At 63.2% G+C, this 23,039-nt stretch carries 23 protein-coding genes and 1 tRNA gene; 8 read left to right on the top strand and 16 right to left on the bottom strand.

Annotated features, from left to right (window positions below; all coding sequences use genetic code 11):
- Window positions 1–137 precede the first annotated feature (137 nt).
- Window positions 138–311, bottom strand: a complete 174-nt coding sequence (locus U4Y88_RS36525) for a hypothetical protein (RefSeq protein WP_224017209.1) — start codon at window positions 309–311, stop codon at window positions 138–140.
- Between the two features lie 141 nt (window positions 312–452).
- On the opposite strand from U4Y88_RS36525, the gene U4Y88_RS36520 reads away from it, so the two are divergent.
- Window positions 453–629, top strand: coding sequence for a hypothetical protein (locus tag U4Y88_RS36520; RefSeq protein WP_224017211.1), 177 nt, complete (start codon window positions 453–455; stop codon window positions 627–629).
- Between the two features lie 52 nt (window positions 630–681).
- Here U4Y88_RS36520 and U4Y88_RS36515 read toward each other — a convergent pair whose 3' ends face one another.
- From U4Y88_RS36515 to U4Y88_RS36500, 4 genes are all read right to left on the bottom strand, one after another.
- Window positions 682–1,974, bottom strand: coding sequence for an MATE family efflux transporter (locus U4Y88_RS36515; protein WP_321789818.1), 1,293 nt, complete (start codon window positions 1,972–1,974; stop codon window positions 682–684).
- 50 nt (window positions 1,975–2,024) lie between these two features.
- Window positions 2,025–2,336: a DUF2288 domain-containing protein gene (locus tag U4Y88_RS36510; RefSeq protein ID WP_224017213.1), complete on the bottom strand. Its 312-nt coding sequence runs from the start codon at window positions 2,334–2,336 to the stop codon at window positions 2,025–2,027.
- A gap of 840 nt (window positions 2,337–3,176) precedes the next feature.
- On the bottom strand, window positions 3,177–3,884 hold the full coding sequence (locus tag U4Y88_RS36505; protein WP_224017216.1) for a peptidoglycan DD-metalloendopeptidase family protein: 708 nt from the start codon (window positions 3,882–3,884) through the stop codon (window positions 3,177–3,179).
- Between the two features lie 157 nt (window positions 3,885–4,041).
- A complete protein-coding gene (locus U4Y88_RS36500) occupies window positions 4,042–4,953 on the bottom strand; it encodes an aldose epimerase (RefSeq protein ID WP_321789810.1) in 912 nt (303 codons plus the stop codon).
- Window positions 4,954–5,539: 586 nt separating this feature from the next.
- Here U4Y88_RS36500 and U4Y88_RS36495 point away from each other — a divergent pair.
- The 3 genes from U4Y88_RS36495 to U4Y88_RS36485 all read left to right on the top strand — a co-directional run bounded on the left by U4Y88_RS36495 (window position 5,540) and on the right by U4Y88_RS36485 (window position 6,930).
- The gene (locus U4Y88_RS36495; RefSeq protein ID WP_224017257.1) at window positions 5,540–6,370 is read left to right on the top strand and encodes an undecaprenyl-diphosphate phosphatase; all 831 of its coding nucleotides are present in this window, start codon (window positions 5,540–5,542) and stop codon (window positions 6,368–6,370) included.
- A gap of 104 nt (window positions 6,371–6,474) precedes the next feature.
- Window positions 6,475–6,551 (top strand) — tRNA-Arg (locus tag U4Y88_RS36490).
- Between the two features lie 124 nt (window positions 6,552–6,675).
- The gene (locus U4Y88_RS36485) at window positions 6,676–6,930 is read left to right on the top strand and encodes a hypothetical protein (RefSeq protein WP_321789808.1); all 255 of its coding nucleotides are present in this window, start codon (window positions 6,676–6,678) and stop codon (window positions 6,928–6,930) included.
- 1,580 nt (window positions 6,931–8,510) lie between these two features.
- Here U4Y88_RS36485 and U4Y88_RS36480 read toward each other — a convergent pair.
- The 8 genes from U4Y88_RS36480 to U4Y88_RS36445 form a co-directional block, all read right to left on the bottom strand.
- A complete protein-coding gene (locus U4Y88_RS36480; protein WP_321789806.1) occupies window positions 8,511–8,870 on the bottom strand; it encodes a hypothetical protein in 360 nt (119 codons plus the stop codon).
- Window positions 8,871–9,080, bottom strand: coding sequence for a DNA-binding protein (locus tag U4Y88_RS36475; RefSeq protein ID WP_321789805.1), 210 nt, complete (start codon window positions 9,078–9,080; stop codon window positions 8,871–8,873).
- A 101-nt stretch (window positions 9,081–9,181) separates the two neighbouring features.
- Complete coding sequence (locus U4Y88_RS36470; protein ID WP_321789803.1) at window positions 9,182–10,003, bottom strand: hypothetical protein; 822 nt, start codon at window positions 10,001–10,003, stop codon at window positions 9,182–9,184.
- 258 nt (window positions 10,004–10,261) lie between these two features.
- Window positions 10,262–11,209: a hypothetical protein gene (locus U4Y88_RS36465; RefSeq protein WP_321789801.1), complete on the bottom strand. Its 948-nt coding sequence runs from the start codon at window positions 11,207–11,209 to the stop codon at window positions 10,262–10,264.
- Window positions 11,210–11,417: 208 nt separating this feature from the next.
- Window positions 11,418–12,782 (bottom strand): integrase family protein, encoded by a 1,365-nt coding sequence (locus U4Y88_RS36460; RefSeq protein ID WP_321789799.1) that lies wholly within the window; start codon window positions 12,780–12,782, stop codon window positions 11,418–11,420.
- Between the two features lie 304 nt (window positions 12,783–13,086).
- Window positions 13,087–13,296 (bottom strand): hypothetical protein, encoded by a 210-nt coding sequence (locus tag U4Y88_RS36455; RefSeq protein ID WP_224017220.1) that lies wholly within the window; start codon window positions 13,294–13,296, stop codon window positions 13,087–13,089.
- A 58-nt stretch (window positions 13,297–13,354) separates the two neighbouring features.
- Complete coding sequence (locus tag U4Y88_RS36450; RefSeq protein ID WP_224017222.1) at window positions 13,355–13,837, bottom strand: PH domain-containing protein; 483 nt, start codon at window positions 13,835–13,837, stop codon at window positions 13,355–13,357.
- A 220-nt stretch (window positions 13,838–14,057) separates the two neighbouring features.
- Window positions 14,058–15,638 (bottom strand): acid phosphatase, encoded by a 1,581-nt coding sequence (locus tag U4Y88_RS36445; protein ID WP_224017224.1) that lies wholly within the window; start codon window positions 15,636–15,638, stop codon window positions 14,058–14,060.
- 412 nt (window positions 15,639–16,050) lie between these two features.
- Here U4Y88_RS36445 and U4Y88_RS36440 point away from each other — a divergent pair, with 412 nt between their 5' ends.
- On the top strand, window positions 16,051–17,436 hold the full coding sequence (locus U4Y88_RS36440) for a cytochrome c peroxidase (RefSeq protein WP_415774555.1): 1,386 nt from the start codon (window positions 16,051–16,053) through the stop codon (window positions 17,434–17,436).
- Window positions 17,437–17,475: 39 nt separating this feature from the next.
- On the opposite strand, the gene U4Y88_RS36435 is transcribed toward U4Y88_RS36440, so the two are convergent.
- Window positions 17,476–17,721 carry a hypothetical protein gene (locus U4Y88_RS36435; RefSeq protein ID WP_224017228.1) on the bottom strand — a complete coding sequence of 82 codons (246 nt, stop codon included), beginning with the start codon at window positions 17,719–17,721 and terminating at the stop codon, window positions 17,476–17,478.
- A 243-nt stretch (window positions 17,722–17,964) separates the two neighbouring features.
- Between U4Y88_RS36435 and U4Y88_RS36430 the strand changes: the two genes are divergently transcribed.
- Window positions 17,965–18,351, top strand: a complete 387-nt coding sequence (locus tag U4Y88_RS36430) for a hypothetical protein (protein WP_224017230.1) — start codon at window positions 17,965–17,967, stop codon at window positions 18,349–18,351.
- Window positions 18,352–18,358: 7 nt separating this feature from the next.
- Window positions 18,359–18,829, top strand: coding sequence for an NUDIX hydrolase (locus U4Y88_RS36425; protein ID WP_415774553.1), 471 nt, complete (start codon window positions 18,359–18,361; stop codon window positions 18,827–18,829).
- 95 nt (window positions 18,830–18,924) lie between these two features.
- On the opposite strand, the gene U4Y88_RS36420 is transcribed toward U4Y88_RS36425, so the two are convergent.
- Window positions 18,925–20,643: a glutamine--tRNA ligase/YqeY domain fusion protein gene (locus tag U4Y88_RS36420; RefSeq protein ID WP_224017234.1), complete on the bottom strand. Its 1,719-nt coding sequence runs from the start codon at window positions 20,641–20,643 to the stop codon at window positions 18,925–18,927.
- 165 nt (window positions 20,644–20,808) lie between these two features.
- On the opposite strand from U4Y88_RS36420, the gene U4Y88_RS36415 reads away from it, so the two are divergent.
- The gene (locus U4Y88_RS36415; protein ID WP_321789795.1) at window positions 20,809–21,429 is read left to right on the top strand and encodes an RBBP9/YdeN family alpha/beta hydrolase; all 621 of its coding nucleotides are present in this window, start codon (window positions 20,809–20,811) and stop codon (window positions 21,427–21,429) included.
- A gap of 26 nt (window positions 21,430–21,455) precedes the next feature.
- Here the strand turns inward: U4Y88_RS36415 and U4Y88_RS36410 are convergent, their stop codons facing one another.
- A complete protein-coding gene (locus U4Y88_RS36410; RefSeq protein WP_224017238.1) occupies window positions 21,456–22,676 on the bottom strand; it encodes a CaiB/BaiF CoA transferase family protein in 1,221 nt (406 codons plus the stop codon).
- Window positions 22,677–23,039 lie beyond the last annotated feature (363 nt).

Here is a 23,039-nt window from a genome sequence, read left to right as displayed (position 1 = left end):
CGTGAAATGCGCGTGCATAAACAATCGGCTCGCGTAACGCGGCCGATAAACAGCCCCGCGGCCGGCATTCACCTGCCGCGATACAGACGCAAATTCCGCCTGGCTACACCCGGACCGCAACGGTCCCGCGCATCAGCTCAATGCCTGCGGCGCACTCGCTCGAGCACGTGATGTTCGGCCAGCCAGTGGTGCATCATGCCTTCCCCGTCATGCTCCTTCCGATAGGCGCGCGATTCGAAAATCGACAGTCCTAACAGCACGAGCAGACCGACGGCAAGGCCCGCGAACCCCGCAATGGTTTCGGCATCCATGGCAGCCTCCTTGGGTTGCAGCCATGTGAGTATCTTAGGACAGAGCCGGCCCGGAAAAAATAGTGGTGTTTGCGAACCGGCGAGCCGCGCGCGCAGACGGTACACTGCTGCGCGGCAACATTTTTTTAGGGATTTGAATCGATGTCACGTGTCTGGCTGGCCATCGCAATGGCCGCAATGCTTTCGGCTTGCGCCGACAATTCGGCGAGCAAGCATCACGGTCCGCCGCCCCACGATCCGGCCGACTATCACGGCGTGCCGACCGACGATCGGCCGCCGATGATGATCGACACGCCGTCGTCGCAAAAAGCGGAATAAGCCGGTTCAGGCTCGGAAAAGAAGAAAGACGAAGCAGGGCGCCTGACGGCGCTCACCGAGCCATCGAAGGCTGAATCGCACCGGTAATGCGCGGAACGAACGGGTAGAGCGTCAGTCCGCGAGACGCCATGAAGATCAGCAAGGCGGCCCAGAGGCCGTGATTGCCGAACGGCGTCACGAGCGCCCACGAAGCGGCGAGAAACACCAGCAACGAAACCGCCATCGCCTGCATCAGCTCGCGCGTGCGCGTCGCGCCGATGAACACGCCATCGAGCAGGAAGCCCCAGACGGAGATGATCGGCGAAAGCGCGGCCCATGGCAGGAATGCCCGTGCGGCGGCGCGCACGGTCGGCTGATCGGTGAGCTTGTCGATGATCCAGGCGCCCGCGCCCCAATAGACCGCCGAGAATCCGAGCGCGCCGAGCGCCGCCCAGAAAAGATTGACCTTGACGGCCTGCCGGAACGCGTCGCGATCGCGCGCGCCGATGGCTGCGCCGACCAGCGCCTCGCTCGCATGGGCGAAGCCGTCGAGGCCGTACGCCATGAATGTCTGGAAGTTGAGCAGCAGCGCGTTGGCCGCGAGGATCGCGTCGCCCTGCTGCGCGCCGAGATGCGCGAACCAGCCAAACGAGCCGAGCAGACAGATCGTCCGCAAAAAGATGTCACGGTTGATCGCGACGAGCCGTTTGAGTGCGGACGGCTCGACGACCGCGCGCCAGTCGAGCGGCGCGAGACCGCGCGGACGCAGATGCCAAAGCACTGCCGCGCCAAACACGAAGCCGGCCGCATCGGCGGTCGCAGTCGCCGCGCCGATGCCGGCGATGCCCCAGCCGAACCCGTACACAAAGGCCAGCACGGCCACGACATTGACAGCGTTGATCAACACTTGCGCGACCAGCGCAATGCGCACACGCTGCGTGCCGAGCAGATAACCGAGCACGACGTAGTTCGCCAGCGCGAACGGCGCGGAGCCGATTCGCGCATGGCTGTAGAGGCGCGCGTTGCGCTGCACCTCGTCGCTGCCGCCGATAAGCGCGATCGCGTAATGAATCAGAGGCGCCTGCACGATCAGGATGAACGCACCGATCCCGAATGCCAGCACCAGCGCGCGCACGACGTTCGCTCGCAGCGCGGCGTGATCGTGCGCGCCGTAGGCCTGCGCGACGAGCCCGGTCGTGCCCATGCGCAGGAAGCCGAAGCCCCAGAAGACGAAATTGAAGAAGAGACCGCCGAGCGCGACGCCGCCCAGATCGGCTGCACGGCCCAAGTGGCCGGCGACGGCGGTATCGACGGCGCCGAGAATCGGCTGCGTGAGATTGGCGAGGACGATGGGGAACGCGAGCATCAGCACGCGCCGGTGCCAGCCGCCCCGCACAGGCAGTGAGGCGCTCTCGCTCAACTGCGTTCCTGCACGCAGACCCACGGCGAGACGACGACGGCCCACAGCTCCGGCTTGCGATCGGCGAAATCGGCGGCCGTTTCGGCCTGCATCCGCTGGACGAGGCCCGACGAGAGCCACTGCGTCACGCGCGTGCCGTCGTCGTTGGCGATCGCTTCGGCGACGCTCACGAGGTCGAGGTCGCGCGCCACCGAAAGCAGCTTGCCCTGCGCGAAGAAACGTTCGAGATCCTGCCAGTCGATCTTGGCGGTCTCGCCGAGCAGCTTGGCGTAAAGGGGGCTGGGCGTGGCGTCGTTGTTTTGGGTCATGATCTTGAGAATCGATTGCGGCCGTTACTATAAACGATAGACGGCAACGCGGCCCGACGCGCCAGAACTTCGTTGTGCGCTATCCGGGCAACAGCACGAGAACAGCACGAGAACAGCACGAGAACAGCACGAGAACAGCACGGCAACACGACGACAAGCGCCAGTGCCGCTATTCGTCTGATAATAATCCGGTTAATTAACGACTAACGCTGAATCCGATTGACGCGATATCGAAATTCGCGAATTAATCGGACAAAAAAGCCAATTGGCGATGCCAATAAATCGACCGCGCAGACGCCTGATGAAAAAGCCGGATCGTTGTTCCAAAAAACCAACTTCGGCGCATAATTGCATTCATTTGTGCGGTGGGCCACTTAATGACCGTGGGTGGCGCACGCGTCGAAACAGCTCGCTGCGGTGCAATGAAGTCGGGTCGTTCGGGTGCCGCAACGGCCCCTGCATCTTGATCGCAAACTCCCGCTGGTAAAGGCTTTTCGGCGAAAATCTGCGAATCGGGATCGCGCGCTGCAACGCGCATTTTTATGCGCGGAAGGCGGGGCTTCGCAACGCCGTTTCACTATCGAAAGTTCGGACGACACATAATCCGTGCGCCGCGACACATATTCGATCTAATTAAGTGATTGCGCGGGCAGGGTCGCGTTGATAGATTGCCATTCGGCGCATGGTAAACCGGTCCTTTGCCGATATGCGCCAAACCCCCGTTAGCCCGGCGCCACGCCGGGCTTTTTTTTGTACGTTCTATTTGATTCGCCGCGAGCGTTAAACGAGCAAAAAAGCTAAAGAAAACGTAATGCGAAACGCCGCGGCGATCGACGAAGTTCAGCGTGGCGGCAGATCGCGGGCCGGATCGATCGAGCGGCCCTGATAACGCAGCTCGAAATGAAGCATCACGCGATCGTTGTCCGAATCGCCCATGGCCGCGATCTTCTGCCCTTGCGCAACCGATTCGCCTTCCTTCACATAAAGCGCCTGATTATGCGCGTAAGCGGTCAGGTAATCGCCGCCGTGCTTGATGATCAGCAGATTGCCGTAGCCGCGCAGGCCATTGCCCGCATAGACGACCGTGCCCGGCGCGGCGGCGACGACCGGCGTGCCGGCGGCATTCACGATGTCGATGCCTTTTGAGTTGCGGCCGTCGAAGTTGCGGACCACCTGGCCGGCGGTCGGCCAGATCAACGAAATGGACGAGACGGGCGCGGGTGCCGGACCCGCATTGTCGGGCGCCGATTCGCGCGGTGCGGCGGCAGTGGCGCGCGGCGCGGTGCGTTCCGCGCCAGCCGACGAACCGGCCGGCGGCGCGACGCGCAGCACCTGGTCGACTTCGATTGCGTCGGGGTTCGACAGATTGTTCCAGCGGACGATGTTCGACACCGATTGCCGGTTGCTGCGCGCGATCTTGCTGACCGTGTCGCCGCGTTCCACGCGGTAGTAGCCGGGGCCGACCGGTGCCGAGCCGCACGCGGCGAGCAGCGCGACGAGCGCCGCGCACGCGAGTTGCCTGAATCCTCGTCTAAATCGTTGTGCCAATGTTGAACCTCGCAGGACGCTGCCGCGCGGTTCAGCCGGAAGGCGGATCGCGGCGGCAAAACGTCTGATTTTAACGGGTTTGCCGCCGCGTTAGCGATCGAAGCCAGCGATTGAGGCCAGGAATTGAGGTGGACGAAAGTCGGTCAGGCCCGCTGCATTAGCCGAGCGCCTCAACGTGCAGACGCAGCGTCGCAGTCTCCGTGGCGCCCGGCGCGAGCCAGCGCAGGCCGAGGCCGTTGTGGATCGCGTCGGGCAGACCGAGCCACGGTTCGATGCAATAGAAGTCGGAGTCGGCGGCTTCCGTCCAGGTCGTCACGGCGTACCACGGCAGCGAGTCGGGGCGGTCGAGATCGATCGTGACCGCGCGCTTGAGTCCGGGCGCGACGAAGCGCACGGGCACCGACGGCGGCGTCGGCTCAAGCACGTGAAAGCGGTCGATGATGGCGGCGTCGTCGAGACGATAGAGCGCCTCGCCGCGCTCCGGCGCGCTAATCGAACCGTCGGGCATCTGATGTTGGCGCTGCGCGGGCGGCATCTCCAGCGTGCTCTCGCCGCGTTGCGCGTGCGGCAGCGCAAAGTAAAAGTGATGGCCCGCGTACCAGGGCAGCGGCGCGTCGCCGGTATTGGTGGCCGTCAGCGAGACGTCGAGCGTGTGATCGTCGGCGAGCCGGTAAGCGGCCTCGAAGCGAAAGCCGAACGGATAGCCCGCACGCGTCGCCGGCGAATCGTCGAGCGTCATGCGCACGCCGCGCCCGTCGCTGTCGACGTGGGCGGCAAACGGCAGATCGCGGGCGAAGCCGTGCATCGGCAGATCGCGCACGACGCCTTCGGCGTCACGCCAGCGGCCGATCTGGCCATCGACGAAATGACGGCCGAGAAACGGGAACAGCAGCGGATTGCCGCCTCGGATGCGCGCGGGCTGCTCCCAGTTCGCGTTGTCGGGCCAGCGGATGACGGGCTCGCCGCCGACGTGCCAGGAGAGCAGGCGGCCGCCGGCCCACGGAGCGAAGCGCAGCGTGGAGACGCCGCTGTTGAGTTCGAGGAGGTCCTGCGGAGGGCGTGTTTCCATGGCCTGGCACTGAGTCGAGGTGAGGGAAAAGCCGCGCCGGCGCAGCGGCGGGCCGCGAATACGCGATGGGCGATTGTGCGCCGCTTTCCGATGCGTGGAAACCCTCGTCGGGAAATCGTGGGTGTTGTGCAAGCCGGGCCGCCGCCATAATCGCCCTGAAATGTGCGATTTCGCACACAGCCGCAGACAGCAACAGCGAAGGAGGGCGCGAAAATGGATATCGCAACGGTCATGAGCATGGGCATGTTCAGCCTGTTCGTCGGCAGCAGCGCATACTTCTTCTACAAGATGGCGCGTTAAGCGCAAAGATGCACAAGCCGTGCGCCACACCGCGCGCACGGCTCGCAGATTACTTGCAGTTTGCTTGCATTCTGGCCGGCGTTTGCCGGCTGATTGCTTTCTGAAACATGCGCGCCAGCTGCGCGTATCGTCCCGATCACCGCGATTTTGTTGCGACGCGGTAACTTTTCCGACAAATGAGACTTGAAGCTTGGCGCTGCAATTCGGGCCAGGCATAATCGGTGCGCTTTGCCGCACTGTCCCCGCGATGGTCGGCGTCATGTCCAACCATTCCGAGGATCCGCGCGTGAGTCTCTCGTTTCTACTCTTTCTGAGCGTGCTGCAAGGCGTTACCGAACTGTTTCCTGTCAGCAGTCTCGGCCACACCTTGCTCGTGCCGGCACTGTTCGGCATGCATATCGACAAGCACGCCCCGCAACTGCTGCCGTTCCTCGTCGCGTTGCACCTGGGCACGGCAGTCGCGCTGCTCTGGTATTTCCGCGCGCGCTGGGTGGCGCTGATCAGCGGTTTCTTCGCGTCGCTGGGCGGCCGCAAGAACGACGACGGCCACATGATGTGGGCGCTGATCATCGGCACGATTCCGACGGGCATCGTCGGCTTGGTGCTCGAAAAGCGCATCGAAGCGATCTTTCACGACCTGCGCATCGTCGCCGCCGCGCTGATGGTGAACGGCGTGCTGCTGTGGTTCGGCGACCGCCTCCAGCGTGCTCGCACGCACCGCGCGCCCGAAAAGCTCACGTTCCGCCAGGCGTTTCTGGTCGGTCTCGCGCAGATCGGCGCGCTGATTCCGGGCTTCTCGCGCAGCGGCTTGACGATGATCGCTGGTAACGCGGCGGGCCTCACGACCGAGAAGGCGGCGGAGTTTTCGTTCCTGCTCGGCACGCCGATCATCTTCGCGGCGGGCGTGCTCGAACTGCCGAAGCTGTTCCACGCGCGCGACCAGCTGACGACGGCGCTCGTCGGCGGCGTGCTGACCGGCATCGCCGCGTGGCTGAGCGTGAAGTTCCTGATGCGTTATTTCGAAGGGCGCGGCCGTCTGGCGTCGTTCGGCTTGTACTGCGTGATCGCGGGCGCGATTTTCCTCGGCTGGTTCGTGATGCATCCGCAACCGGCCTGATGGCGGGCCGTGGGCGGGACGTCCGGCTCGAGTCGAACGCGGTATAATCCACGCCCGTCTTCGGCCGCACCCCGCGCGCGGCTGCCGACACGCAGATTTTCCACGCGACAGTAGCTCAGCTGGATAGAGCATCGGCCTTCTAAGCCGAGGGTCGGGGGTTCGAGCCCCTCCTGTCGCGCCAGTAGAATCAAGCACTTAGCCCGGTTTCGATAGCCGGGCTTTTTGCTGTGTGGTGGCCGTGTAACCACGGTGTAACCCGATTCCATCAACGTGATATCAGTGAGTTACGAGAAGGGGATTCAAGAATGAGCGAAAGTGCGAACGTTGTCACAGTGAAATGCGGCAACTGCGGGAAATTGGTTGATGTTCAACTGACGACCGAAGAAGCGGAGCGCAATGAGCGGATTATGGGCGCTGAGGTGCAATATGACACCACGGGCGATACCACTTGCGAGTGTGGCCAAGAAATCGAGTACTCCCAGTCGGAGTGGGAATACCCGGAAGGCGTCGTTAATAATATCGGGCCCGATGTCGTGAATGGTGGGAGTTTGGTGAAGTAAAAGCACTGGCGCGCAATACCTGATAGTCGCGTGCGGCGAGCGACCACAACGGTGCAGCGGATGTACCGTTGTGCGTTCTATTGGCACCATTTAGCGCGCCGTCCTGCATCGTTTGATGGTGAGTCGACGACTGAACGCTCCGTGAGGCCCCACGTCCTCCAGAGTCGCGCGCGCTACCGATGGTAGGGCTCGCCCGTTGCGTTAGTCCTCGCCGTAGAGGCGCTCGTGATAATAGGTCAGCGGGCTGTCGGCTTCGGCTTGCGTCCGGCACCAGCCCGCGCACCCTCGCGTTTGATTTCCTGCGTTTGATTCTTTAACACGCCTTTAACATCCAGAATGCCAAAAGCCTTGTCGGGCGTGGCTTTCGGCGTTTGATTTGCTGATTCTTTGACTTAACAAAAACTCCAAAACGGGATTTTTTCTGTGCGTGCGGGAGCGGTCGGTCTGCTCGGGTGAAGGTCTAAAAATTTTGATACCCCCGGCCCGGTGCGGGTGTGTCTGCGACGTGCCTCCAAACCCGATGTGACGCTCGCAGCGCATCGCCAATGGCGTCTATACCCTCGCTCGGCCATCGTCTCTAATCGCTCTTCATGAAGGCCTCTCCTTTTCCGCGTCCGAAGAGGTCAACGCCCTTGAAATCCGCTAGTGCGTGCGACAGGTCGGACGGCTGGCGGCACCCCTCCAGGTACTCGCGGCAAGGGTTCGCCGCGAACCGCGCACGCCGATCATGACTTTCCTCGACACTGTTTAAACAGGCCGAATGTGCGCCTGAATGCAGCCCGGTATTGTGCCCTCGTTCAGCGTGCATCCCCCTCAGCGTTTGCAGTGGGTATGGTTATATCTATATACGCCCCGGCTGGCGGGGTAGACGATGGCCGAAATAGCCCCTGCATTGGTCCGTCAGGCGGGGTAGGTGGTGAGACGCTTACCCCGTGGAGCGGACCAATAATTTGACCGTCTACCCCGGATGGCGGGGGTCTCACATCAATCTTTCGCGCGGCCAGTGTTACGTACTGGCGCGGGTCGAGGTCGAGCCCTGCTGTTGCGTCGAGCGGTCGCCATGACAGGGCATACCACGCGGCTCTGTTCGGTTTCGCGCCCTTGCGTGTTTCCACTAGCAAGCCCAGCGAAGCCAATTCCGTTTTGCCCTTGTGGATGCCATCCTTCGACTTCCAGCCCAGCGGATTGAGAAACTTTTCGCAAGCCACCAGACGCCCGTTGTTCCGCCCGTTGTACTGCATCGCAACGTCGAACAGGAGCGAGCGCGCACGCGCCGACGCCGCGCGGTATGCCGGGTGCAGCATCACCCAATGGGGCAGGCCAACAAAGCGGCCCCCCATTCCGTTGTCTCGCTTTTTGCGGCGGCTACTCATAGCCCACTAACCGTCGGCCGCAATACCCATTCAGCCTCTTTGGCGGCGTTCGCGGCATGTTCGAGGCCTAGGCGCGCAAGCTCGCGCATCGCGGCGCTGCAGCCTGCCCTCTCGGCTAGTTGGTCGATTGCGTGAAAGAGAGACGCGGCGCTTTTCAGCGCCTCGCAGGCGTCGTGCAGTTCGTCTTTTGTGTGGCTGGCGGCGTGCTCACACATGGCGCACCTCCGAGCTGCCGATTTTCGCCAGCCATTCGGAGACAACTCGGCGGCCATCGTCGCTAAGCGAATACATGCCGTATGTGACTTGTTTCCCGTCGCGGTCGATGCCCGTCGTCATCGTGCAGAGCAAGCCTGAGTTACCTAGACCCTTACCGCGCAGGTTAGAGGCGAGTTGCGGGCCATTCGAGCAGCCTGCAACGCTGTCGAGTTGCTCGCGCTTCAGCGGGCCAACAAGCAGGGCACGGAGCACACGCAACTCGCGCGGGTTGTCGGTTCCGTAGAACGCGATGAGCGCGGAAGCATCTGAACCGCCCGGCGTAGCCTCGAAAAGGTCAAATTGGCGGTCCATTTACTGGCCCTCCGCGAGTTGCGCGAGCGAGTCAGCGGGCCACATGAGGCGTCCGTTCGGCAGTTTCACCGGGCGCAGGCAGAAATAAGAGCCGGTCTGGCAGTACCGCTTACGAATGGATTGCGGGCGCAGCGTCAGCAGCGTTGCCAGTTCTTCCGTGGAGAGAAGCGGGCGATTCTTGGTAATCGCCGCAAGTTGGTTGGTTGTCATACCCGTATCACCCTTGCCGCGCACTGCGGCGTTGATTGAAGGTGATAGGGATTTTTTAGCGCGGCTTCGTTTTCTCCGATAGATGCGTCAGCAACCGTAGGCTATCGTCTGTTACCGCCGCTTATCGAAGCTTGGCGTCGTCTGAGCCTTGCGGACAGCGCATCCTTCGAGAGCGCGGCCTTTGCCGACTTGTCATTCGAGTATTGAAGTGCTCCGTCTTGCTCAACGAAGCCGGTAAAGGGAGGCACCGCTTCCAATGCGATTTCGCGCAGAGCCAGAAATACCGCACTTACATCGTGACTCCCTGCATTCTCGATGGCCTTATCAATCGCAGGGTCGAGGAGGTTTCTCCGGGTATTGAGGATGTTCCTCACGATGCCCGTCGCAGTGTCAGCTTGGCCGCAGACTGACGCGCTAGTGTCCACGACAGTTGCGGGCGCAACGTCAACAACCGCCAGCGGCGGCCTATCGGATTGAGGCAGACGAAATTGCTCCGAGGCGGTTTCCACCGCAATTGGGCGCACGTGCATTCGCGAAATGGAACGCTCCAGCGCCTCATTAAGCCGACGCTCGTCTTCTAGCTCCCGATGCTTGGCTTCTATCGCCTCTCGCGCCTGCATCGCAATAGTGAGACGACCGACGTGAGCAAGGCACGTCTCCATGTCACCGCTTTTGTGAAGTTCCCGAATCCGATTGAGCCTATCGCGACACATTTTCGCCGCATCGGCGTCGCGACGTTCTAAGTCTTCGACAAACTGGTCTATTTTCGGCAGATTCGCACCTTCGGATAGTGGGTCTGCGGCTCCCCATAAGAGAAGCTTGATGGCAAGGGTTTGATTAACTGGGTCTCGGTATTGGAAACCGTCTTCTGTTTTGCGGCGTTCCGCCGTCCGGTGGCCTCTCCACTGCGGCTCTTTTTCCACTGCTAGCGCCCTTCGTGCGTCGCCTTCAATTCATATGCCCCCGTCAGGCCGGTGAAGGTGTCCGGCTTTTAGCTCCGTCGAGCTAGGCAGAGGCAAACTATCGCTGCGTGCGCGCATCGCGCCGCCGCCGTATTTTCGGCTCTCCGCAGATTTCCGGGGTAGGGAGTTGTTCGCCCCTCACGCGCCGTTCAGCCTATCGACCTACCGCGTCCACTTCGTGTCCTGAAACGGACGGTTGCAGCCACCGTCATGCACGCTTTACCACGGTGGGTAGAAGTTATCGCCGAAACGCACCGGCATTTGCTGACGTTGAATTACGCCGTCCAATGCCGCTTGTCTCAGCTCGACATACCGGCCCGCTATGCCGTCAATGGCGACCAGCAGGGCGCAACTGATGACGGTTCCAGCGATTGTGGGGAATGAACGAGTCCCGTGCAATGAACTATTCCTCCAATCGGCCAGAGTATCTGGACCCGGCTTTTCCTCCAATTGCTCTAGGCGCGCAAATATGTCATCCAAACATCGCCTAACCGCATCCCCGGCAACGCTCGTTCGGTAGAGCATCAGCAAATCTCGGATGCTGTTGCATTGCCTATTTCGGCGCGGCTCGGGGCCGTATTCCTTCAATCGTCCCGGTTCTCCGCCACGCTTCGGCACGTCAAAATCCGCCAAAACGTTCCCGCTCATGTCGACGAATGCTGCGCACCGCAATTTGACGAGCCCCTCCAACAGCGGAAATGCGAGATACACAAGCGTTAACAAGGAGTTGGCAGTCAATTCCTGCGTGTGAACGCTTTGAATTTGTTCGATGAGGCTTTCTCGTTGCCAATCGCCCGCACGCAAGCTCGGGTTTCGACTTCCGGCTAGCCCACAATGGATTGCCGTCGCCAGCAGCTGCCGAATCTCGCGTTGTTCGGCCGGAAACACGTCAGCTTGTCGACAGAGTAGAACCTCTGCGCACCACGACCACAGTAGCCGATGGTCGGCGTCGACGACCGTGTTTAGTCCTGGAAGTAAAACGATTTTCGTCAACCCGACAATCGCCGCACACAGTGCGTCAAACTCTATCTCATGAAAGCTGACGCCATTTAGGCGCAAGCGGAAACGTTCAGATGCGCCGCCAATTGCAATGCCCCCGCCAGGTTGCACTGCTGCCTCCAACCAAGCATCGCATAGCCGTGTGATTTGCTCTGCTGTCGCGGGCATACCAATAGCCTCATGTTTTTTTGAGGTTCAATCTTCTCATGAGTTGCCGACGTGTTGACACGGTCGGCGACCTTTCGGCACGGCCTCGGCGGCGAGAGGTAGTTCGTCGTTCGTGAGCAGACCGCCACGAACAAGATGTAAGTAGTTGTTGGTGGCCGCCTACAGCATCTCCGCAATCGGGTTTCCCGAAAAGCCGCGAAGAACCTATTTAGCCCACTGCGCGCACTCCCGGCTGGGCTGCGTTAGTGTCAAACGTGACGCCCGCCTGTTCCAGCATCCACACCTCGATTTTGTCATGCCACATGCGCAGCAAGTCGAGCGGTCGGCGGCGGTAATGCTCCGCCAGCGCGCTCGGTTTGTGGCCTTGAATCTGCGCCACTACGCCGACCGGACACTCCACCCACTCGGACAGCGTGCCGAACGAGCGCCGCAAGCCGTGAAGGCTTACATGAGGCAACCCAGCCATCTGTTGCGCCTTGGTGTGCGCGATGCGCGGCTCCGCCAGCTTGCCATCTGCCGCCGTCTTGCTGGAGAAAACCCACTCAGACGGCTTCCATGCCTTGCCTTCGGCCTCCATGCGTGACAGCGCACGCACGTTCGGTGGCGTGTCGTTCAGGCGCTTTAATTCGAGCAGCAGGGACGCGAGGTAGGGCGTTAGCGGGATAACGCGCCCCGTTTCAGTCTCCACCTTGTCGGAGACATGGAGGCTGCGCCACTGGAAATCCACGTCATCCCATCGGAGCCCGGCCAGTTCCTCGCGGCGCGTACCGGTAATCAGCAGGCCTTGGAGGTACGCGCTAATTACGGGGTTGCTAATCCGGCACACCGCATCGAACCACGTTGCGAGTTGTTCGCGCTGCAGGCAGTCGTCCTTTGCTTTCGGGCGGGGTACAGCGTCGCGCACCGTGCGCGCGGTGTATGCGCCGTTGGGAGCAAGGCCGCGATAGTCTGGGCGTTCGTCGCACCAGCGGATGAACGCGCGCAACTTGCGATAGGCCTGTTCGGTATTCGTCGGGCGGCTTTCCGCCTCACCGTGCAGCCAGGAGGCGACGCGCTCGGCGTCGAGGTCGGACAGTTTTAGCCCCATGAGCGCCGCGAGCGGCCCCGCAACGGTCAAGCCTTTGCCGCGCTTCTTTTCCTCCCCTCCAGCCTGCGCGAGGTGCTCGTGGTCGAGCATGTGACGCTCGCTCCATTTCGAGCGGTGGGCGTCGAGATAGTCGGCCCACGCTTCGCACACGGTCGCATCCTTGCGTCGCGCCTCCAGTCTGCGCGCGGCGACGGCGGCAAGTCGCTCAGCCTTTTCCTCTCGCGGGTCTTTCCCAGCGTCCGCCAGCCGCTTGAGGCGGCGTGCTTCGTCTCGCACCTTGTCAATGCCCCAATCCTTCGGCGCACCAATTGAGACGCGGATAGTTGCCCCGTCGAGCTTGCCTTGCCAGATGTAGGTGCGTGCTCCCGCTGCTGTTGCGCGTAGGCCGAGACCGGTGGCGGCGTTATCCCATATGAACGCCTGTGATTTGCCAGCCGGGCAGCTATGCCCGTTGACCCGTGCCGCCGTGAAATTGACCTTCGCCACTGTTCGATTCCCTTGGGTTCCGGGTTACATGGCAATTCCATGTAACCGCCATGTAACCCCGATTCTATGGAAATCGGTCAATTCCGGTCAACGCCCTAATTTCGGTGGAATCCTGAAAGTCCTTTGCTGGAGGGAGTTGTGCAGATTTTTGGAATCCCGGTCAACACCAAGAAATGTGCACTTGCTCGGCCTTCTAAGCCGAGGGTCGGGGGTTCGAGCCCCTCCTGTCGCGCCAAACAAAAAAGCCCGCAATTTGCGGGCTTTTTTGTTTTCCGGCAGCGTATAGCCATGGCGTAGATTTTCGTCAATCCGGCGATCCAAACAGCACGAGCTTCTCGCGCTGCGTGGCATTCGGACAGGCCGTGTCGAGCGCGCCGAAGACGAACTTGTTGTAGATCTGCTTCCCTTCGGCCGAGTCCGGGTCGAGCTGTCGCGCTTCCACAAGAAGACCGAACAGTTTGGACGCCGTGTTGAGGATGGCTTCGGCTTGCGCCTTGGTGATTGTCGTGTTCATGCCCCAAAGTATCGACACGCAAATCGAAAACTTGAGAGTTCCCTAATGTCAAACTTTCTCAAGCCGCCAACCGCATCTGCGCCGCGATCACATCGCGCAGCCTCGCGAGCCGTTCGCGAAACACAAACGGTTGCTCGATGCCCGCGATCCTGAGTGCCGGCGCGCTGGCGCGTCCGATCACGATGGTCCCGTAGTCGAACACTCCGCCGATCACGCCCTGACGCACATGCACGCGGCGCACCTCGCCTAGTTCGAACGCGACGCTGCGCTGACGCACGATGCCGAAGGTCGCGATCACGCGCTTTCTCGTCAGTGCGAGTTGCGTGGTCAGCAGCAGGGCGATCGCGACGGCGAACAGCAGCGCGCCCGCGCCAAACAGCATGGCCGCCGAAAACCGCGCATCGCCGAGACAGCCGAGCAGCACGCCCCAGATCATCAGCACGATGCCGAACGTGATCCACGGGCTCATCGCCCACATGCTGAGGTGGCCCTCATAAACGACACGCTCGCCGGGAGGGAGCGTCGATTCGACGCGCATCATGTTTTGATCTCCGTTAATTATTGCCTAGTCAACTACTATCAGACTAGTGCATGCGACGGAGTCATGACTGTGGTCAAAAGTCGCGTTAGAAAGGCGGCTCAAACCGCGAAAGAGTGGAGCGTCATCAAAAAAACGGGCAGCCACATGGCTGCCCGTGAAGAAAGCTGGACACCCTGATGTCCAGCGATCGATGGCCGTAGTCGATCAGCGCATCAACGCATCAAAGCTTCAGGTCGAGCGCGTTGGTCAGGTCGCCCATTGCCTGGCCGCCGTTGCTCTTGAGCGCGGTGTCACGCGTGGTGAGACCTTGCAGCGTCGGCAGCGAGAAGCGGCGCGTGATCAGGCGCAGGATCGAAGTCGTGTCGTACTGCGTGTGATCGACGTAACCCTTCTTCGCGTACGGCGAAATGATCAGCGCCGGAATGCGCGAGCCCGGACCCCAGCGGTCGCCCTTCGGCGGCGCGACGTGATCCCAGAAGCCGCCGTTTTCGTCGTAGGTCACCACGACGACCATGTCCTTCCACTGCGGGCTCTTTTGCAGATGCGAAATGACGTCGGCGATGTGCTGGTCGCCGCTTGCCACGTCGGTGTAGCCCGCGTGCTCGTTCAGGTTGCCCTGCGGCTTGTAGAACGACACCGAGGGCAGCGTGCCCGCGTCGATCGCCTTGATGAACTCGCTGCCGTCCATGCCGCCGTCGAGCAGGTGAGCCGTGCGCGCGGCGGTGCCCGGCGCGTAGTTCGAGAAGTAGTTGAACGGCTGATGGTGCGGCTGGAAGTTCGGCGCCGTCATGTTCGCGCCGTAGATCACGTTCGAGGTGCTGTTCTGCACCGCGCTGACGGCCGCGCCCCACGCGCCGCCATACCACGCCCACGTCACGCCCGCGTTCGAGAGCAGGTCGCCGATGTTCTGCGACGTCTGCGCCGGCATCGTCGAGGCGTTGCCCGGATCGGCGAGATTCGCGTCGCCGCCCGAGGCGGCCGCGTTGCCGCTCGGCTGATACGGCGGCTGCATCGTGTTGACGGCGTAGAAGTCGGGCGTGAGGTTGCCCGACTTCACGAATTTCGGCACGCCGGTCAGCGCCGAGGCGGGCGAGTTCGAGGCGAGCGTCAGCGACACGCCGTCGGCGTCGACCGTCGAGATCGTCGGCTTGGCCGTGGCCGTATCGGCGTTCGCGTAGTACGGCGTGCACGCGCAGATCAGCCATTGGTGGTTCAGGAATGAGCCGCCGAACGCGCCCATGAAGAAGTTGTCGGCGAGCGTGTATTGCTGCGCGATCTTCCAGAGCGGCAGCTTTTCGGCGCTCGTCGTGTAGTGGCCCATCACGAGGCCGCCCGAGTCGGCCCACGCGGCGAACATGTCGTTCTTGCCGCCGTGGATCTGCATCTGGTTTTCGTAGAAGCGGTGATAGAGGTCGCGCGTCGTCGTCGAGAGCGGGACGTTATAGCCGTTCGGATCGTCGATGGCGAAGGGCGCGTTCGCCATGTTTTCGGTCATCGCCGCCGTGACCACGGGCGTCACGCCCGTTTGCGTCAGGCCGTTCCAGACCGTCGGCAGCGTTGCGAGCACCGAGCCGTCGCGGTCGAGCTGCTGGGCGCTGGCGGCCGTGACGCTCTGCAGGCCGTTCGCGCCGGGGAAGCTGCCGTACAGATTGTCGAAGCTGCGATTCTCCGCATAGATCACGACGATGTTCTTCACCGACGTCAGACCCGGTTTGCTGTCGTTGCCGCCGCAGGCCGCGACGGCCAATGCCGCCGCCGCCGCTGCGATCGGCGTCGCATAGAACCATTTTCTGTTGATCATTTTTTTCTCTCTCGCGTTGGGGGCGCCGGGCGGCCTGCGCGGGAGTCACACCGGCCGTCGGGCGAGGCGCAGTGTCTCAACGTAATTTGACAGCTATATGTAAATAATTACATTTAGCTTTTTCTATCCCTGTAATTAGGTAACGATTGAATTACATGACGTCATTTGAATGTAACGAAGCTGACATACGCTTTCGCGACTTCGATGCGTTCCGTGGGCGCATCGGCCATCGCGGCACAGCGGTGCGAGGATTCGGCCTGGCCGGGGTCTCGCGCGCGCCGCACACAAGCTCGGGGATCAGTTCATGTGGCATCGTTCGACGCATCGCGCGGCGCTTGGAGGCAGTCTTTCTGACACGCATTCGCAGACTCGCGCGCGCAGGCCGCGCGGCCATGGCCACGCCGCGCGTCTGCTGATCGCGGCGGCGTTGCTGTCGCTGCTGGCGGCGTGCGATGGCGGTGCGCCGAGTGCGTCGAACGGGACGGATGGCGGCTCGGAAAACGGCGCGAGTGCGCGCGATGCGAATGCCCGATCGGATGCCCGATCGAATGCCAACGCTAAAGCCAACGGCGCGAAACTGATGAAGATTTCCGCGCCAGCGCCGACACCGGCGGCCCGGCAGCACGGCCAGTCGCGTGCCGAGGTCTATGCGCAGGTGCGGCGCATGACGGCGCTGGGCAAGCAGATGTTCTTCGATCCGACGCTGTCGGGCTCGGGCAAGATGTCGTGCGCGACCTGCCACAGCCCGAATCACGCGTTCACGCCGGCCAATGCGCTCGACGTGCAGATCGGCGGCGCCGACATGCATCGTCAGGGCATGCGCGCCGTGCCCACGCTCAAGTATCTGCAAGCGGTGCCCGCGTTCGCCGAGCACTATCACGACTCCGACGACGAAGGCGACGAAAGCATCGATGCGGGCCCGACCGGCGGCCTCACGTGGGACGGCCGCGTCGATCATGGCGCGGACCAGGCGCGCATTCCGCTGCTGTCGTCGTTCGAGATGGCGAGCACGCCGGCCAAGGTGACGGCGGCGGTGCGCGCGGCGCCGTATGCGAACGCATTTCGCGAAGCCTTCGGCGAGCAGGTTTTCGACGACGACAACGCCACTTTCCAGGCCGTGCTGAAGTCGCTCGAAACCTTCGAGCAGGCGCCCGACGTGTTCTATCCGTACACGAGCAAATACGACGCGTATCTCGCGGGCAAGACCCCGCTCACGGCGGCGGAGCTGCGCGGCCTGCAACTGTTCAACGACGAGAAGCGGGGCAATTGCGCGAGCTGCCACATCAGCCAGCGCGCCAAGGACGGCTCGCCGCCGCAGTTCAGCGACTTCGGCCTGATCGCGATCGGCGTGCCGCGCAACCGCACGCTCGCGGTCAATCGCGATCCGCGTTTCTTCGATCTCGGCGCGTGCGGCCCCGAGCGCACGGATCTCGATCATCGCGCCGAATTCTGCGGCCTGTTCCGCACGCCGACGCTGCGCAACATCGCGCTGAAGAAAACCTTCTTCCACAACGGCGTCTATCACTCGCTCGACGACGTGCTGCGCTTCTACGCGCGCCGCGACACGAATCCGCAGGAGTTCTATCCGGTGGTGAAGGGCAAGGTGAGGAAGTTCGACGATCTGCCGCAGCAATACTGGGCGAACCTGAACACGGATCCGCCGTTCGACCGCAAACCCGGCGATGCGCCGGTGTTCTCCGACGCCGAAATCAAGGATGTGATTGCGTTTCTCGACACGCTCACCGACGGCTGGCAGGCGTCGGGGCAGGCGGCGCAGGCGGCACAGACAGCGCACTGAGCGCGCGGGCGTTCATCGCCGCCGCGCAGTGAGGCCCGGTCAGGAAGACATGATCAGGATGCAGGTGGCCGTCAGCGCGACGAACGACACCAGCAGGCAGATGAAGCCGCCGCGCACCGCGACTTCCGGCCAGTGCGGCGCCTGATCGACGATGCCGAAGCTCAGGTCCGCCGTGAGCGGATCGGTGCGCGGCACGTGCGAATGATGGGCGAGCACCGCCATGAGGCCAATGCACAGCAACGCCAGGACGATGGCAAAGAGGCCCAGTGCAGTGGTGTAGGTCATGACGGAAAATTCCTCGTGGTGCGTAAGCGGCTGACAGAGGAATCGTATTGGCGGGGCATCTGAGCGGCTATCGGAGCAATCCGAAAAACCGTGGGCGGACTGCATCGGGCGAAAACAGGGCGCGTGCTATGCTTTTTTGAGACCAGCAATTGGCCCAACAGCAATTGGCCCAACAGCGATCGGCCCAACAGCGATTGGCCCCAAGCCTCGCTCTACGAGACCGCCCTACAAGGAGAACATTCGATGTCGAATTCGCCCCGAGTATTGTCAGGCATTGCCGCAGCGTTAGTGCTCGCCTTCGGCGCAAACGCGCAGGCTGCGAATCTGGGTTTCCTGCACGACACGCCCGCGTCCTGGATGAAGCAGGCGGACTACGCATCGCTCACGGAAGCCGTGCGTGCCGCGGTCACCAACAAGGCGGACGGCGAGTCGTCCACCTGGAACAACGACGGCCTGAACAACAGCGTGAAAATCGACGCCACCATCACGCCGACCAAGACCGAGAAGGATGGCGACAAGACCTGCCGCGACACCGACGTGGTCGTCAACGCGAAGGGCCAGGCGATGACGCTGCACCCGAAGTTCTGCCGTGTGGGCGAGGGCAAGTGGGTCTATCAGCAGCGGCATTGAGCGCGTGGTGAACGGCAAGACCGACGGCAAAACCGTGTCGTGCGGCATCGTGCTGCTCGACCCCGATGGCCGCGTGCTGCTCGCCCATGCGACCGGCACCGACCACTGGGATATTCCGAAGGGGCAGGGCGAGCCCGGCGAAACCGAAGTGCAGAGCGCGCGGCGCGAGATGGTCGAGGAAACCGGCATCGACGTGAGCGCGGCGCGGCTCGTCGATCTCGGGCGCTTCGCGTATCGGCGCGACAAGGACCTGCATCTGTTCGCGGCGCGCGCGCTGGAGAGCGAGGGCGATCTGTCGCGCTGCGTCTGCGTGTCGATGTTTCCGCGCCGCCACGACGGCATGATGATTCCCGAGATGGACGCCTGGCGCTGGGTCGCGCCCGCCGACGTCGACCAGTACGCGAGCCGCAGTCTCACGCGTCTGTTCAATACGGCGCTGTCGCTCGCGGAGCTGCATCGGCGGATCAAAACGGCCTGAGCGCCTCACGCGCTCGATCATCGCCGCCGCCAGAAAAAAAGCCCGCACGGCGAACGTGCGGGCTTTTTCACTTGTGCGATGACTCGCTGGCGGGCTTACTTGCCCCAGCTGTCGCGCAGACCGACGATGCGGTTGAACACCGGCGCGCCCGGCTTCGAGTCGTAGCGGTCGGCGACAAAGTAGCCGTGACGCTCGAACTGGAAGCGGTCTTCCGGCGCCGCGTTGCGCGCGCCCGGTTCGACGAACGCCTGAGCGACGCGCTTCGAATCCGGGTTCAGCGCTTCGAGGAAGTCGCGGCCGCCCGCGTCCGGCTGTTCTTCGCGGAACAGGCGGTCGTAGAGGCGCACTTCGGCCGGCACGGCGTTGTCGGCGCTGATGAACTGGATCGTGCCCTTGACCTTGTAGTTGCTCGAGCCTTCGGTGCCCGATTTGCTGTCCGGGAAGTAGTTGCAATGCACGGCGACGATGTTGCCGTCGGCGTCCTTATCCGCGCCCGTGCATTCCACGACGAAGCCGTACTTCAGGCGCACCTTGTTGCCCGGGAACAGGCGGAAATAGCCCTTCGGCGGCGTTTCCTGGAAGTCCTCGCGCTCGATCCACAGTTCACGCGAGAACGTGAATTCGCGGTTGCCGCGCTCGGGATGATGCGGATGCACCGGCGCGCTGCACTGCTCGGACTGGCCTTCCGGGTAGTTGTCGACGATCAGCTTGAGCGGATCGAGCACGGCGGTCGCGCGCGCCGCCTTGTCGTCGAGGTCGTCGCGCAGCGCGCCTTCGAACACGCTCATGTCGATCCACGAATCGACCTTGGTCACGCCGATGCGCTCGCAGAACAGCTGGATCGCTTCGGGCGTGAAGCCGCGGCGGCGCACGCCGACGATGGTCGGCATACGCGGATCGTCCCAGCCGTCCACGTGGCCTTCGGTCACGAGTTGCAGCAGCTTGCGCTTGCTGGTGATCGCGTACGTGAGGTTCAGGCGCGAAAACTCGATCTGTTGCGGCAGCGGACGCGTGAACACGCCCGCGTCGGCCAGTTCGTTGAGCACCCAGTCGTAGAGCGGACGGTGATCTTCGAATTCGAGCGTGCACAGCGAATGCGTGATGCCTTCGAGCGCGTCCGAGATGCAGTGCGTGTAGTCGTACATCGGATACACGCACCACTTGTCGCCCGTGCGGTAGTGATGCGCGAAGCGGATGCGGTAGATGACCGGGTCGCGCATGTTGAAGTTCGGCGACGCCATGTCGATCTTCGCGCGCAGCACGTGCGCGCCTTCCTCGAACTCGCCGGCCTTCATGCGGCGGAACAGGTCGAGGTTTTCGTCGACGGAGCGCTCGCGGAACGGCGAATTCTTGCCCGCTTCCGTGGCCGAGCCGCGGTTCGCGCGCATCTCTTCCGGCGTCTGGCTGTCGACATACGCCTTGCCGCGCTGGATCAGCAGTTCGGCGAATTCGTAGAGCTTGTCGTAGTAGTCGCTCGCGTAGAAGAGGTACTCGTGGTCTTCCTTCTTCCAGTCGAAGCCGAGCCACGTGACCGCGTCGATGATCGAGTTGACGTATTCGACGCTTTCCTTTTCCGGATTGGTGTCGTCGAAGCGCAGGTGGCAGACGCCGCCGTAGCGCTGCGCCACGCCGAAGTTCAGGCAGATGCTCTTGGCGTGGCCGATGTGCAGATAGCCGTTCGGCTCCGGCGGGAAGCGCGTTTCCACGCGCTGCGCCCACTTGCCCGAGCGGTTGTCGTCGTCGATGATGTTGCGGATGAAATTGGATGCCGCAGGCGCGTCCGTGCGGTCGGCGTCTTTACGTTCGGTATTCATGCGAAAAGGGAAGTCGTTCGAGGGCGCGCCGCACATCGCACTGCACGCTGCAGGCCAACGTTGCAACCCGGGCGCCCGGTGGTGCCTTCCATTCTACCTGACGCGCCCCACCGTGCCAGCCCTGGCGCCGGAGCGGGGCGCGCAATGCCGCGAAGCAAGGAAAAAATGACGACGAACGACGCAAGGGTGCGGGTCCTGCCCGGCTATATGAACTCGGGGCCGGGTCACTGGCAGACGCGCTGGGAAGCCGCGCACACGGGCTTCGCGCGCGTGGCGATGCCCGACTGGACGCACCCGGACTGCGCGGCGTGGTGCCGCGCGCTCGAAGCGGCGCTGGCCGACGAGCCGCAGGGTGAGGACGCGGGCGAGGGTGGCGTGCTGCTGGCGGCGCACAGCCTCGGCTGCCTGACGGTGGCGCACTGGGCGGCGCACTTTTCGAGCGCCGCGACGCGCGCGAAGGTGGCGGGCGCGTTGCTGGTCGCGGTGCCGGATCCGCATGGCCCCGAATTTCCGCGCGACGCGAGCGGTTTCGATCCGGTGCCGTTGGACGCGCTGCCGTTCGCGAGCATTGTGGTCGCGAGCAGCGACGATCCCTATGGTGGCGTGGATTTCGCGCGGCGCTGCGCGCAAGGTTGGGGCAGCCGTTGGGAGGAAATCGGCGCGCGCGGGCACATCAATGCCGAAAGCGGTCTGGGAGACTGGCCGCAGGGTTATGCGTGGCTGATGTCGATGCAGCCCTCGATGGCGCCGCGGATCGCGAGATCGGTCGCGGGCGGCGGCGCCTGACGCCGCCCGAGCGCCTCAAACCTGCCTCAAAGCACCCCTTTGCCGCGCAACGCCTCGATCTGATCGTCGGCGTAACCGAGCACGCCGCGCAGCACGTCGTTCGTGTGCTCGCCGAGCGTCGGCGGATGGCTCGCCACGGTGGGCGGCGTCTCGCTCATGCGGATGGGGTTGCGCACGAGGCGCGCCACGCCGCCCGTCGGGTGCGGCACGTCGACCTGCAGGCCGCGCGCGATCACCTGTTCGTTCTCGAACACCTCGCCCAGATCGTTGATCGGCCCGCACGGCACGCCCGCCGCTTCGAGCGAACCGATCCAGTCGGCCTTGCTGCGCGTGCGAATGAGGTCGGCGACGATCGGCACCAGCGTATCGCGATGGCGCACGCGTTCCGGGTTGGTCGCGAAGCGCGCGTCGTCGGCGAGATCGGCGCGGCCCGCGACTTCGACGAACTTGCGGAACTGCCCGTCGTTGCCCACCGCGAGGATGATCCAGCTGTCGCTGGTCTGGAACGCCTGATAGGGCACGATGTTCGGATGCGCGTTGCCCCAGCGCACCGGCGGCTTGCCGCTCGCGAGGTAGTTCGTGTTCATGTTCGCGAGCATGGCCACCTGCACGTCGAGCAGCGCCATGTCGATGTACTGGCCCGCGCCCGTGCGGTCGCGGTGCGCGAGCGCCGTGAGCACGGCGATGGTCGAGTACATGCCGGTCATGAGGTCTGCGATCGCCACGCCGGCCTTCTGCGGGCCGCCGCCCGGCTGGCCGTCGCGCTCGCCCGTGATGCTCATGAAGCCGCCCATGCCCTGCACGATGAAGTCGTAGCCCGCGCGCGGCGCATACGGGCCGGTCTGGCCGAAGCCCGTCACCGAGCAATAGACGATGTCCGGTTTCACCTCGCGCAGCGACTCGTAGTCGAGCCCGTACTTCTTCAGTTGCCCGACCTTGTAGTTCTCCAGCACGACGTCGCTCTGCGCGGCCAGTTCGCGCACGATGCGCTGGCCTTCCGGCGTGGCGATATCGACCGTGACCGAGCGCTTGTTGCGGTTCGGCGCGAGGTAGTAGGCCGCTTCGGCGGTGTCCTCGCCGTCGGGCGTCTTCAGATACGGAGGGCCCCAATGGCGCGTGTCGTCGCCCGCGCCGGGACGCTCCACCTTGATCACGTCGGCGCCGAAGTCGGCGAGCGTCTGCGCGCACCACGGCCCGGCGAGCACGCGGGTGAGATCGAGTACGCGGATATGGCTGAGAGCGCCCATGCTGTGTCTTCCAATGTCGTTCTGAGGCGGGCCGTCGAGGCGGCCGTTGCGCCCATCTTAAGCGATCCGCGCCGACTAAGGCATATTTCGGTACAAAGTTTCGCTTAGCGGAACAAGATGGCGCGCGACAGCGCCGGTCTGACGCTCCGTGCGCGCCGATTCGTCAAGCGTGCGCACCAGCCGCTGCGCGCCCCGTGGCAACGATGCACACCGGCCCGAGGACGCCGCCGCGCGCGTGCGTCGATCCCGTATAATCGTTCGATTCAGCATCAAGGAAACCGTGCACGCAGCCGCCCACACGCAGGCCGCGAGCCGTGTTTTCGAGATCAAACAAGATTCAGCACAGACGCCCCGAAGGTAAAT

The sequence above is a fragment of the Paraburkholderia sp. J94 genome (assembly GCF_905220285.1).
Classification (GTDB): domain Bacteria; phylum Pseudomonadota; class Gammaproteobacteria; order Burkholderiales; family Burkholderiaceae; genus Paraburkholderia; species Paraburkholderia tropica_A.
This window is presented reverse-complemented; position numbering and strand designations above follow the sequence as displayed.

Excerpts from the sequence above, each read along its gene's own strand:
- U4Y88_RS36525 (WP_224017209.1), bottom strand. The coding sequence starts at position 311 with ATGGATGCCGAAACCATTGCGGGGTTCGCGGGCCTTGCCGTCGGTCTG.
- U4Y88_RS36420 (WP_224017234.1), bottom strand. The coding sequence starts at position 20,643 with ATGAATACCGAACGTAAAGACGCCGACCGCACGGACGCGCCTGCGGCA.
- U4Y88_RS36500 (WP_321789810.1), bottom strand. The coding sequence starts at position 4,953 with ATGGAAACACGCCCTCCGCAGGACCTCCTCGAACTCAACAGCGGCGTC.
- U4Y88_RS36445 (WP_224017224.1), bottom strand. The coding sequence starts at position 15,638 with ATGATCAACAGAAAATGGTTCTATGCGACGCCGATCGCAGCGGCGGCG.
- U4Y88_RS36480 (WP_321789806.1), bottom strand. The coding sequence starts at position 8,870 with ATGGACCGCCAATTTGACCTTTTCGAGGCTACGCCGGGCGGTTCAGAT.
- U4Y88_RS36410 (WP_224017238.1), bottom strand. The coding sequence starts at position 22,676 with ATGGGCGCTCTCAGCCATATCCGCGTACTCGATCTCACCCGCGTGCTC.
- U4Y88_RS36455 (WP_224017220.1), bottom strand. The coding sequence starts at position 13,296 with ATGAACACGACAATCACCAAGGCGCAAGCCGAAGCCATCCTCAACACG.
- U4Y88_RS36435 (WP_224017228.1), bottom strand. The coding sequence starts at position 17,721 with ATGACCTACACCACTGCACTGGGCCTCTTTGCCATCGTCCTGGCGTTG.
- U4Y88_RS36475 (WP_321789805.1), bottom strand. The coding sequence starts at position 9,080 with ATGACAACCAACCAACTTGCGGCGATTACCAAGAATCGCCCGCTTCTC.
- U4Y88_RS36520 (WP_224017211.1), top strand. The coding sequence starts at position 453 with ATGTCACGTGTCTGGCTGGCCATCGCAATGGCCGCAATGCTTTCGGCT.
- U4Y88_RS36450 (WP_224017222.1), bottom strand. The coding sequence starts at position 13,837 with ATGATGCGCGTCGAATCGACGCTCCCTCCCGGCGAGCGTGTCGTTTAT.
- U4Y88_RS36415 (WP_321789795.1), top strand. The coding sequence starts at position 20,809 with ATGACGACGAACGACGCAAGGGTGCGGGTCCTGCCCGGCTATATGAAC.
- U4Y88_RS36430 (WP_224017230.1), top strand. The coding sequence starts at position 17,965 with ATGTCGAATTCGCCCCGAGTATTGTCAGGCATTGCCGCAGCGTTAGTG.
- U4Y88_RS36510 (WP_224017213.1), bottom strand. The coding sequence starts at position 2,336 with ATGACCCAAAACAACGACGCCACGCCCAGCCCCCTTTACGCCAAGCTG.
- U4Y88_RS36485 (WP_321789808.1), top strand. The coding sequence starts at position 6,676 with ATGAGCGAAAGTGCGAACGTTGTCACAGTGAAATGCGGCAACTGCGGG.
- U4Y88_RS36515 (WP_321789818.1), bottom strand. The coding sequence starts at position 1,974 with ATGCTCGCGTTCCCCATCGTCCTCGCCAATCTCACGCAGCCGATTCTC.
- U4Y88_RS36465 (WP_321789801.1), bottom strand. The coding sequence starts at position 11,209 with ATGCCCGCGACAGCAGAGCAAATCACACGGCTATGCGATGCTTGGTTG.